The 14,659-nt window shown below is 66.8% G+C and carries 12 protein-coding genes; 9 read left to right on the forward strand and 3 right to left on the reverse strand.

The features are described from left to right. Window positions 1-58 precede the first annotated feature (58 nt). Together hrpB and CMV14_RS21960 are read left to right on the forward strand one after the other, a co-directional pair. Window positions 59-2,518: an ATP-dependent helicase HrpB gene (hrpB, locus tag CMV14_RS21955; RefSeq protein ID WP_066965699.1), complete on the forward strand. Its 2,460-nt coding sequence runs from the start codon at window positions 59-61 to the stop codon at window positions 2,516-2,518. 59 nt (window positions 2,519-2,577) lie between these two features. Beyond that, entirely contained in the window at window positions 2,578-2,877 is a 300-nt protein-coding gene (locus tag CMV14_RS21960; RefSeq protein ID WP_066965791.1) for an ETC complex I subunit, read from the forward strand. A 56-nt stretch (window positions 2,878-2,933) separates the two neighbouring features. Here the strand turns inward: CMV14_RS21960 and CMV14_RS27415 are convergent, their stop codons facing one another. Then, a complete protein-coding gene (locus CMV14_RS27415) occupies window positions 2,934-3,062 on the reverse strand; it encodes a hypothetical protein (RefSeq protein WP_255250149.1) in 129 nt (42 codons plus the stop codon). A gap of 437 nt (window positions 3,063-3,499) precedes the next feature. Here CMV14_RS27415 and proS point away from each other — a divergent pair, with 437 nt between their 5' ends. The 7 genes from proS to dnaE all read left to right on the forward strand — a co-directional run bounded on the left by proS (window position 3,500) and on the right by dnaE (window position 13,303). Then, window positions 3,500-4,825: a proline--tRNA ligase gene (gene proS, locus CMV14_RS21965; RefSeq protein WP_066965698.1), complete on the forward strand. Its 1,326-nt coding sequence runs from the start codon at window positions 3,500-3,502 to the stop codon at window positions 4,823-4,825. A 129-nt stretch (window positions 4,826-4,954) separates the two neighbouring features. Beyond that, on the forward strand, window positions 4,955-6,205 hold the full coding sequence (locus tag CMV14_RS21970) for a lipoprotein-releasing ABC transporter permease subunit (RefSeq protein ID WP_066965695.1): 1,251 nt from the start codon (window positions 4,955-4,957) through the stop codon (window positions 6,203-6,205). Continuing rightward, on the forward strand, window positions 6,198-6,872 hold the full coding sequence (locus tag CMV14_RS21975; RefSeq protein ID WP_066965693.1) for an ABC transporter ATP-binding protein: 675 nt from the start codon (window positions 6,198-6,200) through the stop codon (window positions 6,870-6,872). Before CMV14_RS21970 ends, CMV14_RS21975 begins: the two co-directional genes overlap by 8 nt. Window positions 6,873-6,936: 64 nt before the next feature. Continuing rightward, window positions 6,937-8,832 carry a TadE/TadG family type IV pilus assembly protein gene (locus tag CMV14_RS21980; RefSeq protein ID WP_066965691.1) on the forward strand — a complete coding sequence of 632 codons (1,896 nt, stop codon included), beginning with the start codon at window positions 6,937-6,939 and terminating at the stop codon, window positions 8,830-8,832. Beyond that, window positions 8,829-9,338 carry a TadE/TadG family type IV pilus assembly protein gene (locus CMV14_RS21985; protein WP_066965689.1) on the forward strand — a complete coding sequence of 170 codons (510 nt, stop codon included), beginning with the start codon at window positions 8,829-8,831 and terminating at the stop codon, window positions 9,336-9,338. The genes CMV14_RS21980 and CMV14_RS21985 overlap by 4 nt, the downstream gene beginning before the upstream one ends. Beyond that, window positions 9,335-9,742: a TadE/TadG family type IV pilus assembly protein gene (locus CMV14_RS21990; RefSeq protein ID WP_066965686.1), complete on the forward strand. Its 408-nt coding sequence runs from the start codon at window positions 9,335-9,337 to the stop codon at window positions 9,740-9,742. Before CMV14_RS21985 ends, CMV14_RS21990 begins: the two co-directional genes overlap by 4 nt. A gap of 93 nt (window positions 9,743-9,835) precedes the next feature. After that, complete coding sequence (dnaE, locus tag CMV14_RS21995; RefSeq protein ID WP_066965683.1) at window positions 9,836-13,303, forward strand: DNA polymerase III subunit alpha; 3,468 nt, start codon at window positions 9,836-9,838, stop codon at window positions 13,301-13,303. A 107-nt stretch (window positions 13,304-13,410) separates the two neighbouring features. Here dnaE and CMV14_RS22000 read toward each other — a convergent pair whose 3' ends face one another. Together CMV14_RS22000 and CMV14_RS22005 are read right to left on the reverse strand one after the other, a co-directional pair. Continuing rightward, window positions 13,411-14,073, reverse strand: coding sequence for a DUF4136 domain-containing protein (locus CMV14_RS22000; protein WP_066965679.1), 663 nt, complete (start codon window positions 14,071-14,073; stop codon window positions 13,411-13,413). A gap of 124 nt (window positions 14,074-14,197) precedes the next feature. After that, window positions 14,198-14,599: a MarR family winged helix-turn-helix transcriptional regulator gene (locus CMV14_RS22005; protein WP_176488944.1), complete on the reverse strand. Its 402-nt coding sequence runs from the start codon at window positions 14,597-14,599 to the stop codon at window positions 14,198-14,200. Window positions 14,600-14,659: the final 60 nt, after the last annotated feature.

The raw sequence follows: 14,659 nt of genomic DNA on the forward strand, positions 1-14,659 counted from the left end.
ACCCACCCCCTGGCCCCCTCCCTTGAAAGGGAGGGGGGAAGCGTCCAAACCCACGCCCATGCTGCCGATCGACGCCGTCCTGCCCGATCTGATCGCCGCGCTGCGCGATGGGCCGAACGCCGTGCTGGTCGCCCCGCCGGGCGCCGGCAAGACGACGGCGGTGGCGCCGGCGCTGCTCGGACAGCCCTGGTGCGACGGGCAGATATTGCTGCTTTCGCCCCGGCGACTCGCCGCCCGCGCGGCGGCCGAGCGGATGGCCGAACTGGCCGGCGAGGCGGTCGGCAAGACGATCGGCTATGCCACCCGGCTCGACACGAAACAGTCGGCGGGTACCCGCATCCTGGTCGTTACCGAAGGCATCTTCGTCAACCGCATCCAGGCCGATCCCGATCTGCCGGGCGTGTCGGCCGTGCTGTTCGACGAGGTCCATGAACGCAGCCTCGACAGCGATTTCGGCCTCGCCCTGGCGCTCGACGCGCAGGCGGCGCTGCGGCCCGACCTGCGCCTCGTCGCGATGTCCGCCACCCTCGACGGAGGCCGCTTCGCCGCGTTGATGGCCAGGGCTCCGCAGCAGCCCGCCCCGCTGATCGAGAGCGAGGGGCGCAGCTTCCCGCTCGACATCCGCCATGTCGCCCGCTCGGCAGAAAAGCCAATCGAGGACGACATGGCTCCGGCCATCCGCCGCGCGCTTGCCGAAGAGACGGGCAGCCTGCTCGCCTTCCTGCCCGGCGTCGCCGAGATCGAGCGCACCGCCGAGCGCCTGGAGGGCAGCCTGCCCGCCGACGTCGTGCTCCATCGCCTGCACGGCTCGCTCGAACCCGCCGAGCAGCGCGCCGCGATCGCCCCCGCCCCTGCCGGCAGGCGCAAGCTGGTGCTCGCCACCGCGATCGCCGAAACCAGCATCACCATCGACGGACTGCGCGTCGTTGTCGATTCGGGGCTCGCCCGGCGGCCGCGCTACGACCGTGCGGCGGGCATGACCCGGCTCGTCACCGAACGCGCCAGCCAGGCGGCGGTCACCCAGCGCGCCGGCCGTGCCGGGCGCCAGCAGCCCGGCGTGGTCTACCGGCTGTGGGAGGCGGCCGCGACGGCGGGCCTGCCCAAATATGATCCGCCCGAGATATTGGAGACCGACCTGTCGGCGCTGACGCTCGACTGCGCGATCTGGGGCGTGGCCGATCCCGGCAGCCTGCGCTGGCTGGACCCGCCCCCGGCCGCCGCGATCGGGGAAGCGCGCGAGCGGCTCGGGCGGCTCGACGCGCTGGACGAAGACGGCCGGCCCACTGCCCATGGCAAGGCGATCGCCGCGCTGCCGCTGCCGCCGCGCCTGGGCCATATGCTGATCCGCGCCGCCGAGCAGGGCTTTGCCGAGACCGCCGCCGAGGTGGCGGTGCTGCTTTCCGAACGCGGCCTTGGCGGCAGCGATGCCGATCTGGAACTGCGCTTGCGCCGGTGGCGGGGCGAGCGCGGCAAGCGGGCTGAAGGCGCGCGCCAGCTCGCCGGGCGCTGGGCGCGGCTTTCGGGGGCGCGCGGACGCGACGACGCGATGATCGCGGCATCGGTGGCGCTCGCCTATCCCGATCGCGTGGCAAAGCGGCGCACCGCATCGGGCGAGGAATGGATTTCGAGCGGTGGGCGCGGCTTCCGACTCGATCCCACCTCACCGCTGGCGCGCAACGAATGGCTGGCGGTCGCGGAGATACAGGGTGCGGCCTCCGGCGCGCGGATATTGTCGGCCGCACCGATCGAGGCGGGCGATGTCGAGCGGCTGTTCGCCGACCATATCGAGCTGCGCCGCACCGCGCGGTTCGATCCCGCGACAGGCGCGGTCGAGGCGCGCCGCGAGCGGCGGCTGGGGGCAATCGTGCTGGCGGCCGGACGCGACGAGAGCGCCTCGCCTGCGATGATCAGCGCCGCGCTGATCGACGCGGTGCGGACACGGGGCCTTGGCCTGCTGGCCTGGCCTGACGGAGTGCAGGGCCTGCGCGCCCGCGCCGCCTTCGCCGCCGAACAGGGGGGCGAATTGCCTGACCTCTCCGACGACACGCTGATGCTGACGCTCGACGACTGGTTCGCGCCGCTTGCCGAGGGCAAGCGACGGCTGTCGGATATCTCGGCCGGCGAACTTTCGCACGCCCTCCACGATCTGCTGGGATGGGACGGGCGGCAGGCGCTGGACCGGCTGGCGCCCGAGCATCTTCAGTCGCCGGCCGGGAGCAAACATCCGATCGACTATGCGGCCGAAGGCGGCCCCGCCGTGGAGGTGAGGCCGCAGGCGTTGTTCGGGCTGGCGCGGCATCCCATGGTCGGGGGCGGCCGGGTGCCGCTGACCCTGCGGCTGACCTCGCCCGCCGGACGGCCGATCCAGACCACCAAGGACCTGCCCGGCTTCTGGTCCGGCAGCTGGGCATCAGTGGCGAAGGAGATGCGCGGCCGCTATCCGCGCCACCCCTGGCCCGACGATCCTGCGGCGGCGGATCCCACGCTTCGTACCAAGAAAGCCGCGCAGCGTTCTTGACGGGCATCGCCGCGCTGCGGCATGGCGAGGGCAACGGATATCCCCTCGGGACGATCATCATGGCGCATGCACGTATCTATCAGCAGGCAAAGAACGCGATGCAGTCGGGACGCGCGCGCACCGATCAGTGGGTGATGGAATATGAACCCGCCGAGCCTAAGCGCCCCGATCCGCTGACCGGCTGGGCGGGCTCAGGCGACACGCGCGGCCAGGTCAGCCTGACCTTCCCCACGCTGGCCGCCGCGCAGGCCTATGCGGGCCGCGAAGGGCTGACCGCCCATGTCGTGGCTGGACCGGAAAAGAAGCTCAAGATCCAGGCCTACGCCGATAATTTCCAGGTCGGGCCGATCAGTTTCTAGCGTCGCTGCGCGCGCTCCGCTTCCCGCCGAGCGCTTTTCGTGGACCGCCTGCTTGCTCAGCCCGGCAGCCCCGGAATCACTGGATCACTTGGCGCGCCCGGATCGGGGTCAGTGGGCGTGGGCACCGGTATGTCCACCGGCGTATCGGCGGGAATGTCCTCGGGCGGGGGCGGCTGGCTGGCCATGGCGATTCTCCTTCGATGGGGAAACGCCCGACTCGGTCCGCTTATCCGCAGCAGCGGCAGGCCGATGCGCAGCCGCGATGGTCTGAAAATGCAAGCGCCGGGATCGTTTCCGATCCCGGCGCCGCGTGACGAAAATTCGCCAACCCCCTTGTCGCGCTCTACACCGGTCACCCCTTTAAATGACGGCGGAACAACGACTTTCTTCCCCGAACCATGGCCTGTTTTGTTTGCTCATGTTCAGTGACGCTTTTCCTACAGGGAGCCTCTGATCTTGTCATTGGCTTTCAAAGGAAGCGGACTCGAATGACTGACAACTGTGTTTTCTTGGCAACAGAGACCGACCGGTACGGGGGCGATTCGATCCGCGAAGCAGTTGCTCCGAACGGCTTCGACGAATAGACAGCCGCATCTCCGTTTCATTGCGAGTAACCCGTTTCATGCGCCTCTCCCGCCACTTCCTGCCCGTGATGAAGGAATCGCCCGCCGACGCCCAGATCGTGAGCCACAAGCTGATGCTGCGCGCGGGGCTGATCCGGCAGACAGCCGCCGGCATCTACAGCTGGCTGCCGCTCGGCCATCGCGTGCTGCGCAAGATCGAGCAGATCGTCCGAGAGGAGCAGGATCGCGCCGGGGCGATCGAGATGCTGATGCCGACGATCCAGTCGGCCGACCTGTGGCGCGAATCGGGCCGTTACGATGCCTATGGCCCCGAAATGCTCCGCATCAAGGACCGGCATGACCGCGAGATGCTGTTCGGGCCGACCAACGAGGAGATGATCACCGCGATCTTCCGCGACAACACGCGCAGCTATCGCGATCTTCCCCGCATCCTCTACCACATCCAGTGGAAGTTCCGCGACGAGGTCCGCCCCCGCTTCGGCGTGATGCGCGGCCGCGAGTTCCTGATGAAGGACGCCTACAGCTTCGATCTCGACGCCGAGGGCGCGCGTCGCAGCTACGCGATGATGTTCATTGCCTACCTTCGGACATTCACGAGACTTGGCCTGAACGCTATTCCGATGCGGGCAGACACAGGCCCTATCGGGGGAGATCTGAGTCACGAATTCATCGTCTTGGCTGATACCGGCGAAAGTGAGGTTTTTGTTGAGCAGGCGGTATTGGACCGTTCCAGCATAAATGATCTGACTGGCTGGGAATTCTCAGACGACCTCGGCGAAAGAGAGATGGCATTTTACCGAGAACATTATGCCGCCACGGATGAGAAGAGAGATCTCCATCGAGAACAAGAGCTTGGAGATCAGGTAGTCCAACGCCGCGGCATCGAGGTCGGCCACATCTTCTATTTCGGCGCCAAATATTCGGCGGCGATGGGGATGAGCGTGCAGGGGCCGGACGGCTCGCCGGTGGTGCCGCAGATGGGCAGCTACGGCATCGGCGTGTCGCGGCTGATGGGCGCGATCATCGAGGCGAGCCATGATGATGCGGGCATCATCTGGCCCGACGCGGTGGCGCCTTATCATGTCGGCCTGATCAACATGCGTGCCGACGATGCGCGCTGCGCCGGTGCGGCGGACGATCTTTACGCCAGGCTCGAGGCCGCCGGTGTCGAGACGCTCTACGACGACCGCGACGAGCGCGGCGGCGCCAAGTTCGCGACGATGGATCTGATCGGCCTGCCCTGGCAGATCGTGATCGGCCCCAAGGGCCTCGACAAGGGCGTTGTCGAAGTGAAGCGCCGCGCCACCGGCGAAAAGGTCGAGCTGTCGATCGAGGACGCGATCGCGAAGGTTGCGGGTGAATAAGAACAAGAAGACCCTCACCCAACCCTCTCCCGTGAAGACGGGAGAGGGCTCTGTCGGGCGGGACGGTCGGGCGCTTTGCTCCTTCTCCCGCTTGCGGGAGAAGGCTGGGATGAGGGTCTTCCTTTTCTCATGATCCTCAATCGCTACGAGCGCATGATCGCCAAGCGCTACCTGCTGCCCGGCAGGGGCGAGGCGTTCATCTTCCTGGTCGCATCGATCAGCCTCGTCGCGGTCGCGCTGGGCGTCGCCGCGCTGATCGTGGTGATGAGCGTGATGAACGGCTTCCGCGCCGAACTGTTCGACAAGATCGTCGGCCTCAACGGCCATGCCGTCGTCCAGGGCTATGACGGGAAACTGCCCGACTGGCAGCGCATCGCCACCGAGGCGAGGAAGCTGCCCGGCGTCACCTCCGCGACGCCGCTGATCGAACAGCCGCTGATGGCGACCTATGGCGGCCGGGTCGAGGCGGTGCTGGTGCGCGGCATGACGATCCCCGATATCCGCCGCAATCCGGTGATGCAGGGCAAGGTGGTGCGCGGCTCGCTGAACGCGCTGGCGCCCGGATCGGATCGGGTGGCGATCGGCGCGCGGCTCGCCGAGCAGCTGGGCGCCGACCTCGGCAGCCAGATCAGCCTGATCAGCCCGCAGGGGCAGACCACCCCCTTCGGAACGGTGCCGCGCATCGTCTCCTATCAGGTCGCCGCGATCTTCGAGGTCGGTGTCTATGATTATGATAAGGCGTTCGTCGTCATGCCGATGCCGGACGCGCAGACCCTGCTGATGCTGGGCGATGCGGTGGGAATGATCGAGGTGCAGACGGTCGATGCCGATCGGGTGGGCGAGATATTGGCACCGCTGAAGGACAAGGTCGCGCTGGTCGGGCAGGTCCGCGACTGGCGCGATCTCAACAGTTCGCTGTTCGAGGCATTGGCGGTCGAGCGGGTGACGATGTTCATCGTCCTGTCGCTGATCATCCTGGTCGCGGTGTTCAATATCCTCAGCTCGCTGATCATGCTGGTTCGCGCCAAGCGACGGGACATCGCGATCCTGCGCACCATGGGCGCATCGCGCGCGGCGCTGATGAAGATCTTCATGACCGTGGGCACGGTGATAGGGGTGCTGGGCACCGGCACCGGCATCGTGCTGGCGGCGGTGTTCCTCTTCTACCGGCAGGCGGTGGTCAATTTCGTCCAGCTGATCACCGGCCAGAATCTCTGGGACCCGTCGATCCGCTTCCTGACCGAGCTGCCCGCCAAGAGCGATCCGGTCGAGGTCACCGCGATCATCGTCATGGCGCTCGGCTTCAGCTTCCTGTCGACGCTCTATCCGGCCTGGAAGGCCGCCAGCACCGACCCGGTCGAGGTGCTGCGTTATGAGTGAGCCGGTCCTCCAGCTGCGCGGGCTCAGCCGCACCTTCCACCAGGCCGATGTCGCCATCCATGTGCTGCGCCAGGTCGACCTCGCCATCGCGCCGGGAGAGATCGTCGCGTTGCTCGGGCCCTCGGGCTCGGGCAAGTCCACCCTGCTGCAGGCAGTCGGGCTGCTGGAGGGCGGGTTCGAGGGCTCGATCCGGATCGCCGGCGAGGAGGCGGCGAAGCTCGATTCGGCCGGTCGTACCCGCGTGCGGCGCGATCGCCTGGGCTTCGTCTACCAGTTCCACCATCTGCTGCCGGACTTCACGGCGGTCGAGAATGTCGTCCTCCCCCAGCTGATCCACGGGGCGGAACCCGCGCCTGCCAGAGCCCGTGCCGAGGAGCTGCTCAGCACGCTCGGTCTCGCTCAGCGGCTCAGCCACCGCCCGTCGCAGCTGTCGGGCGGCGAGCAGCAGCGGGTCGCGGTCGCCCGCGCGCTTGCCAACCGGCCCGCGCTGGTGCTGGCCGACGAGCCTACCGGCAATCTCGATGAGACGACCGCCGACATCGTGCTGGCCGAGTTCCTCCGGCTGGTGCGCCAGGAGGGATCGGCCGCGCTGGTCGCGACGCATAATGAACGGCTTGCGGCGCGGATGGACCGTGTGGTGCGCCTCCATGACGGGCATCTGAGCTGAAAGGCGGGCGCGTTAACCAAGGTCCTTGGCAAGGTCGTTAAGCATTCCCGTTTAGAACGGCGCCATGGTCCGGACCTGGGTTCATTCGATCGCGTCGTCGCTCCGCGCGCTGCATCGCCATGAGGGCGGCGGCGTGGCGCTGATCGGCGCGCTCGCGCTGACCTCGATCATCGGCATGGGGGCCTTCGCGGTCGAGGCCAGCCAAGGCTATGCCGCGCGCGCCAGCAACCAGCGCATCGCCGATACGGCGGCGTTGGCGGGCGCGCTGGCCTATAATGTCAACAGCTCGACCAGCGAGATGACCGCGACGGCCAAGGCCGTGGTCGCGGCGCAGGGCCTCGCTGCCAGTGCCGCCAGCGTGGCGCTCGTCACCGACGCGGCGACATCGAAGCAGCTCGTCCAGGTGACCGTCACCACCTCCGTCCCGCTGTCGCTCGCCCGGGTGCTGACCACGGCGCTGAGCTATGACGTGCGGGCGGTAGGCTCGGCCACCACCAGCACCACGGCGACCACCACGCCGCCCTGCATCACCACGCTCCACACCGCCGCTGCGACCGGAGTGGTGCTGTCCGGCGGCGTCAGCATCAGCGCGCCCAATTGCGCGATCAACAGCAACGGCCGGGTCGAGGTGCCCTGGGGCACCTATATCACCGCCAAGCAGGTCTCCGCGGCCGGCTCGGTGATCAATCCCGGCAGCGGCATCACCACCACGCCGACCGCCAACAACATCCAGGCCAACAAGGCGGGCGCGGCGACTGACTGGATGCAGGACAATAGCAGCCTCAAGGCGATGCTGTGCGCGGTCAACAAGCTGACTGGCAGCAGCGATGCCGATTATGCGGACGGCAACACCGTCTGCATCACGCCGCTGGTGACGCCGGCGACGCAGACCGCATCAGTCTCGACCACCGATCTGCCTCTGAACTATAGTCCGAGTGCGGCATTGTTGCCTTATTGGAACAGCAGCACAGCCACTTATACCTTTCCGCCCAGCTTCGTGACGACCGGCTATCGCAACCTCGTCATGGCGGGCGGCATCAACGCCGTGTTCCAGGGGCCGGGGCTAAACTTCAAGTTCAACAATGTCGACATGAGCGGCAACAGCCTGACGATCGGCGACGGCACCGTCACCGTGGTCGGCACCTTCGGCTTCAACAGCGGCAGCGTCATCACCATCGGCAATGGCGCACACAGCTTCGGCACATTGTCCGTCTCGGGCGGACGCCAGCTCAACATCGGCAGTGGTGATTTCACCGTCACCGGCGCGATCACCGAGGCAGGCGGCAGCTATATCCGCGTCAACACCGGCGTCGGCGACGCGGTGACGATCGGCAATGACGGCGCCGGCACGCCGACCGCGATCAACATCGGCGGCGGCTCCTATCTCTGCTTCACCGCCAACTGCACCGCGCCGAGCGCCGCGGCGGGCACCTTCAGCGCCAACGGACAGGTGCTGACGAGCGGCGGCAGTACCCTGATCTTCCCAAAGGCTGCGACGCACGTCATCAACGGCAATCTCAGCCTGAACGGCAGCTCCACCTTCGGGTCGGGCAATTATTACATCAAGGGCAATTTCACCAACAACACCGGCGGCACCATGGCGGGCACCGATGTCAGCTTCGCGCTGGGCGGCACCTTCACCCTGGCGGGCGGCACCTCGCTCGATCTGGCGGCGCCGAGCAGCTCGGGCAGCTATGGCGTCCCCGGCCTATTGATCGTTACCAAGAGCACGACCGCGACCTCGATCGGCGGCGGATCGCAGAACAAATATGCCGGGCTGGTCTATGCGCCGAAATCGGACATGACCGTCAGCGGCGGCGCGGCGCTGTCGAGCAACGGCACCAACTGCCTGATGCTGATCCTCAAGACGCTGCTCCTGTCCGGCGGGACCACGGTGGCCAGCACCTGCTCGAGCCTGTCCACATCGGGCTCGGTGGCCAATGTGGCGCTGTTCAAATGAAGCGCGGCATCCTCTCCCGGCTGGCGCGCGAGGAACGCGGCGTCGCAACGATCGAGTTCGCGCTGCTTTCGGTGCTGTTCTTCTTCGTGATGACCGCCGGGCTCGACATCGCCATGTGGTATCAGCAGCGGCTGCGGCTCGACAGCGCGGTCGAGCAGGGCGCGATGATCGCCTTCAACAGCCGCTCCAGCGTCGATCAGGCGGCTATCGGCACCTATGTCGGGGCCGCCGCAAGGCTGTCCAGCGCACCGACGGTAACGGTGGGATGCAACGGCGGCAGTTCCAACTGCGTCAACAGCGCCCGCACCTGCGCCTGCGTCAGCGGCTCTGCGCCCAACCCGACCTTCACCACCACCGCCTGCAACGCCGCCTGCGCGGACGGCAGCCTTGCGGGCTATTATATGAACATCAAGGCGGTCGCGACGTCGAGCACGATGCTGGTTCCCGCCGCGATGCTGGGCGGCAACATGGTGCAGACGCGCAGCGCGGTGGTGCGGCTGCAATGAGGAAGCTGCTCCGCGACCGCAGGGGCGTCACCGCGACCGAGTTCGCGCTGGTCGCGCCGGCCTTCATGATGTTCCTGTTCCTGATCATTGACGGCGCACGCGCCGCCTGGACCTATCAGACCCTCCAGAGCGTGGCGACCGACGCAGCCCGTTGCGCGGCCCTGGGCGTCAGCACCTGCGACAGCTCGGCCGAGGTCAAGACCTATGCCGTCAATCGCGCCAACGGTTTCGGCGTGCCGCTGACCGCGGCGGCGGTTACGCTGACAACCTCGGCGACCTGCCAGTCGATGGCAGGGATGACCAAGGTCGCGATCTCGACCAGCTATCAGGGGGCCACCACCAAGCTGCTGCCCTCGCCGATCACCACGCTGAGCACCGAGAGCTGCTTCCCGACGGCTTCTTGAGATCCTCCCGGAGCTCCGCTCGGGGAGGATCTTGCTTGTGGATAAGCTTCAACTTCGGCTGGCGATTCGCGCCATCGCGCATACATTGCGAGCATGCCGTATCAGTCCTTCGTCCCGCTGCGCATCTTCTCCGCCTACACGATGCTCGAAGGCGCGATCGATCCCAAGGCAATCGCCAAACAGGCCAAGAAGCTCGGCTTTCCGGCGGCGGCGCTGACCGACCGCAACGGCCTGTACGCGGCGATGGCCTTTTCGGACGGCGCCAAGAAGGAGGGCGTCCAGCCGATCATCGGCACGATGCTGGCGATCAAGCGGCCCGGGATCGACCAGCTGATCATCGACTGGCTGGCGCTCTACGCGCAGGACGCCGCCGGTTATGACAATCTCTGCGCGCTCGTCTCGGCCGCGCATCTCGAACGGCCGGTGCATGAGGAGGCGCATGTCCCGCTTTCGGCGCTCGAAGGCCGCACCGAAGGGCTGATCGCGTTGACCGCAGGTGGCGAGGGCGCGCTGGCGAAATTGCTGGCGGGTGAACAGCGCGATGCGGCGGCCGCCTATGCCGACAGGCTGCAGGCGCTGTTCCCTGGCAAGCTCTATATCGAGCTGGCCCGCCGTGGCGACGCGACCGAGGAGGCCGCCGAGGAAGCGCTGATCGATCTGGCCTATGCGCGCGATCTGCCGCTGGTCGCGACCAATCCCGCCTGCTTCGCCGAGCCCGAGTTCCACGCCGCGCACGACGCGATGCTGTGCATCGCCAGCTCCTCCTATATCGACACGGTCGAACGGCCGCGCAGTTCGCCCGACCTGTGGATGAAGCCTGCCGGCAACATGGCGGAGCTGTTCGAAGACATTCCCGAGGCGCTTGCCAACACGCTGGTGGTGGCCCAGCGCTGCGCCTTCTCCGCCCCCTATCGCAAACCGATCCTGCCCAGCCTCGCCGGCGACCGGGAGGGCGAGGCGGAGGCCTTGCGCCGCGATGCGAAGGCGGGGCTGGAGATGCGGCTGGAAAAGCTCGGCATCACCGATCCCGAGAAGCGCCAGCAATATTTCGACCGGCTCGATTTCGAGACCGGCATCATCATCAAGATGGGCTTCCCCGGCTATTTCCTGATCGTCGCCGACTTCATCAAATGGGCGAAGGAACATGACATACCGGTGGGCCCGGGGCGCGGTTCGGGCGCGGGCTCGGTGGTCGCCTGGGCGCTGACCATCACCGATCTCGATCCGCTGCGGCTGGGCCTGCTGTTCGAACGCTTCCTCAACCCGGAACGCGTGTCGATGCCCGACTTCGACATCGACTTCTGCGAAACCCGGCGTGGCGAGGTGATCCGCTACGTCCAGCAGAAATATGGCCGCGACCAGGTCGCCCAGATCATCACCTTCGGTAAGCTGAAGGCGCGCGCGGTGCTCAAGGACACCGGCCGCGTGCTGCAGATGAGCTATGGCCAGGTCGATCGTCTCGCCAAGCTGATCCCCAACCACCCGACCGATCCCTGGACACTGGACCGCGCGCTCAATGGCGTTCCCGAGATGGCCGCCGAATATAAGGGTGACAAGGAGGTTCGCCGGCTGCTCGACCTGGCGATGAAGCTGGAGGGTCTGCCGCGCCACAGCTCCACCCACGCGGCGGGCGTGGTGATCGGCGACCGGCGCCTGGACGCGCTGGTGCCGCTCTATCGCGATCCGCGCTCGGACATGCCGGTCACCCAGTTCGACATGAAATACGTCGAGGGCGCGGGGCTGGTGAAGTTCGACTTCCTCGGCCTGAAAACGCTGTCGGTGCTGCAGAAGGCGGTGCAGTTCCTCGCCAGGCGGGGCGTGAAGGTGGATCTCGACACCCTCGCCTGGGATGATCCCGAAGTCTATGCCCTGCTCCAGCGCGGCGACACGGTCGGCGTGTTCCAGCTGGAATCGGAAGGCATGCGCCGCACGCTGGCGGCGGTGCGCCCGACCTGCTTCGAGGACATCATCGCGCTGGTCTCGCTCTACCGACCGGGGCCGATGGACAATATCCCGATGTTCGGCGCCCGCAAGAACGGCCGCGAGCCGATCGAATATCCACACCCGCTGCTCGAAGGAATTCTCGGCGAGACCTACGGGATCTTCGTCTATCAGGAACAGGTGATGCAGGCCGCGCAGATTCTGGCGGGCTATTCGCTCGGCGACGCCGATCTGCTTCGCCGCGCCATGGGCAAGAAGATCAAGGCTGAGATGGATGCCCAGCGCAGCCGCTTCGTCGAGGGCTGCGCGAAGAACGACATCAAGGCCGAGAAAGCGAACGAGCTGTTCGACTTGATCGACAAGTTCGCCGGCTATGGCTTCAACAAGAGCCACGCGGCGGCCTATGCGCTGGTCGCCTATCACACCGCCTGGATGAAGGCGCATCACAAGGCCGAATTCTACGCGGCCTCGATGTGCTACGACATGCACCAGACCGACAAGCTGGCGATCTTCATCGACGATATGCGCCGCATGGGCGTCCAGTGCCTGGGGCCGTGCATCAACCATAGCGAAGCCGAATATTCGGTCGAGCAGCAGGGAGAGGAGTTGGTCGTCCGCTATGCGCTGGGCGCCTTGAAGGGCGTCGGCGAGAAGGCGATGGAACAGCTGGTCGAGGAGCGGAAGAAAGGCGGGCCGTTCCGGAGCCTGGAGGATTTCGCCGACCGTATCGACCCCCGCCTGATCAACCGGCGCCAGCTGGAAAGCCTGGCCGGCGGCGGCGCGTTCGACATGATCGAGGAGGAGCGCGCCGGGGTGTTCGCCTCGGCCGAGGTGATCCTGGCACATGCATCGAGCGCCGCGGCGCAGCGAGAGAGCGGCCAGGGCGGCCTGTTCGGCGACAGCCCCGGCGACGTCGCGCCGATCCGCATCGATCGGGGCGTCCACTGGACCCTCGCCGATCGCATGGCGGCCGAGAAGGAGAGCTTCGGCTTCTATTTCTCGTCGCACCCGACCGACCGGGTCCGCCATCTGGCGGAAGCCAATGGCGCGCGCAGCTTCGCGGCGCTGTGCGCGCTCCCGGCGCCGGTCGATGGCGGACGGGTCAATTCGGTGATGTCGGCGCTGATCGAGGATGCGCGCTACCGCACCTCGGCCAAGGGCAAGCGCTATATGATGGCGACCTGTTCGGACAGTTCGGGCCAGTTCATAGCCACCTGCTTCGACGATCTGGCGGCAGGCGAGCTGGAGGCCGCGGCCAAGGCGGGGGCCTGCGCGCTGCTCCGCGTCGAGCTGGACTGGCGCGCGGGCGAAGAGACGCCGCGCGTCACGGTGCGCGGGCTGCAGAATTATGACTCGATGCAGCAGATCCGGCTGAGGGTGGATGTCGAGACCGCCGATCCGGCCGCGATCCCGGCACTCGCCGCAATGATGGCCGAGGAGCGCGGCGGGCGTGGTGAAATGTATCTGAAAGCGATCCTGCCCGATGGCACCCGCGCGGAAATCCTGCTCGGCCGCGACTTCCGCCTCGATGCGGAGCTGGTGGCCCGGATCGAGCGCCTGCCGAACATGACCGCGCGGATCGGCACGCTGGGCCGGCCCCAGCTGTCGGTGGTGGGGTAGTTCCCTCTCCCTTTCAGGGGAGAGGGCCAGGGTGGGTGATCTGTCGTGATGCGCCCGGCTGCGTCACCACCCCTCGATCCTCTCCCTTCAAAGGGAGGGGAAGCGGGTCACTTCCGCTTGTCGGGCGGTGCCACGGTGATCTTCACCTCTTCGCCCGAATTGCCGGGGAAGTTGGTGAACATCGCCTCGACCAGGTTGGGCACGAGGCGCGGCAGCGCATCGTCCAGCGAGCGGGCCCGCGCCTTGCCCTCGAACAGATGCTTGCCGTCCGAGACGCGCTCGATCGTCATGTCGGCCCAGCTGGTATAGACCGTGTAGGTATCGATATCCTGCCGGTACCAGGGATCGTAGAAGAAAGGATCCCAGCCATAATAGAAGGCTGATCCATAGCCCCAGCGCCGGCCATAGGGGCCGAAGCCACCATAGCCCCAGGGGCCAAAGGCCGGGCCGATCGAAGGCCGCGAAACCACCTTGGGGGTGCCCTTGTCGACGCCATAATCGAATTTCACCACCAGTTCCGGCTGGCCCGCGCCGTCCACCGGGCGATAGCCATAAGCCGCCAGCCTCTGGGTCACGAGACTGGCATATTGGGCGAATTCCAGCCCGCCCTGGTTGCGGGCGTCGGTGGGAATGACGGTGAAGGTCTGGCCTTCCGGCACCGGCAGGGCCTGGAAGCGCGAAACCTTGGCCTCGAAGGGCTGCGTGCAGGCGGAAACCGCGAGCAGCGCGATCGGGGCCGCCACGGCGAGGAGCTTGCGAAGGATCGGCATGGTGCTGCGCCTTGTCATTATTTCAGGCCCGGAACGAGCCGAGCCCTCAACCTAGTTCTGCCCCAGCTTATCGCAAGCGGCGCGTGAACCCTGGTTGAACGTTCGGGACGGTGCGGGGTTGCGTTCAGCCAGCCGAATCGTCCAAGGCGGAGAAAAAACGCGACATGGCATCGTCACCCTCCGGGGTGAGGCGCAACAGGGTCCGTCGTCCATCCATCTCGTCACGGCGACGCTGCACGAGACCCGATCGTTCCAGTTCATCGATCCGCCGCAGCACGGATGTCTGCGATTCCCGGAGCTGGGTGCGGATCTGCTTCACGCAAACCGGCCGGCCGGCCAGTTCGCCTGCCATGCAGCTGAGCATGATATCCCAGCAGGCACCACGCAGGACGGTTTCCGGAAAGACCTGATGCTGCGCCCGGCGGAAGTGCAGCGCGCGTTCCATGCTGGCGCGAAGTCCGCCGGCACCGGCCCTATTCGCACCCAGGGGCTTTTCGCCGGCCATAGCCGGCAGCAGCGATCGCAAGCCTCCATCTCGCGATCGAATCTCCAGGTGCTCATGAAGAGACCCAAGAGTTGGCACAGT

The sequence above is a fragment of the Rhizorhabdus dicambivorans genome (genome assembly GCF_002355275.1).
GTDB lineage: Bacteria > Pseudomonadota > Alphaproteobacteria > Sphingomonadales > Sphingomonadaceae > Rhizorhabdus > Rhizorhabdus dicambivorans.

Excerpts from the sequence above, each read along its gene's own strand:
- CMV14_RS21970 (WP_066965695.1), top strand. The coding sequence starts at position 4,955 with ATGATCCTCAATCGCTACGAGCGCATGATCGCCAAGCGCTACCTGCTG.
- CMV14_RS21985 (WP_066965689.1), top strand. The coding sequence starts at position 8,829 with ATGAAGCGCGGCATCCTCTCCCGGCTGGCGCGCGAGGAACGCGGCGTC.
- CMV14_RS21990 (WP_066965686.1), top strand. The coding sequence starts at position 9,335 with ATGAGGAAGCTGCTCCGCGACCGCAGGGGCGTCACCGCGACCGAGTTC.
- CMV14_RS21980 (WP_066965691.1), top strand. The coding sequence starts at position 6,937 with ATGGTCCGGACCTGGGTTCATTCGATCGCGTCGTCGCTCCGCGCGCTG.
- proS (WP_066965698.1), top strand. The coding sequence starts at position 3,500 with ATGCGCCTCTCCCGCCACTTCCTGCCCGTGATGAAGGAATCGCCCGCC.
- CMV14_RS22000 (WP_066965679.1), bottom strand. The coding sequence starts at position 14,073 with ATGCCGATCCTTCGCAAGCTCCTCGCCGTGGCGGCCCCGATCGCGCTG.
- hrpB (WP_066965699.1), top strand. The coding sequence starts at position 59 with ATGCTGCCGATCGACGCCGTCCTGCCCGATCTGATCGCCGCGCTGCGC.
- CMV14_RS27415 (WP_255250149.1), bottom strand. The coding sequence starts at position 3,062 with ATGGCCAGCCAGCCGCCCCCGCCCGAGGACATTCCCGCCGATACGCCG.
- CMV14_RS21975 (WP_066965693.1), top strand. The coding sequence starts at position 6,198 with ATGAGTGAGCCGGTCCTCCAGCTGCGCGGGCTCAGCCGCACCTTCCAC.
- dnaE (WP_066965683.1), top strand. The coding sequence starts at position 9,836 with ATGCCGTATCAGTCCTTCGTCCCGCTGCGCATCTTCTCCGCCTACACG.
- CMV14_RS21960 (WP_066965791.1), top strand. The coding sequence starts at position 2,578 with ATGGCGCATGCACGTATCTATCAGCAGGCAAAGAACGCGATGCAGTCG.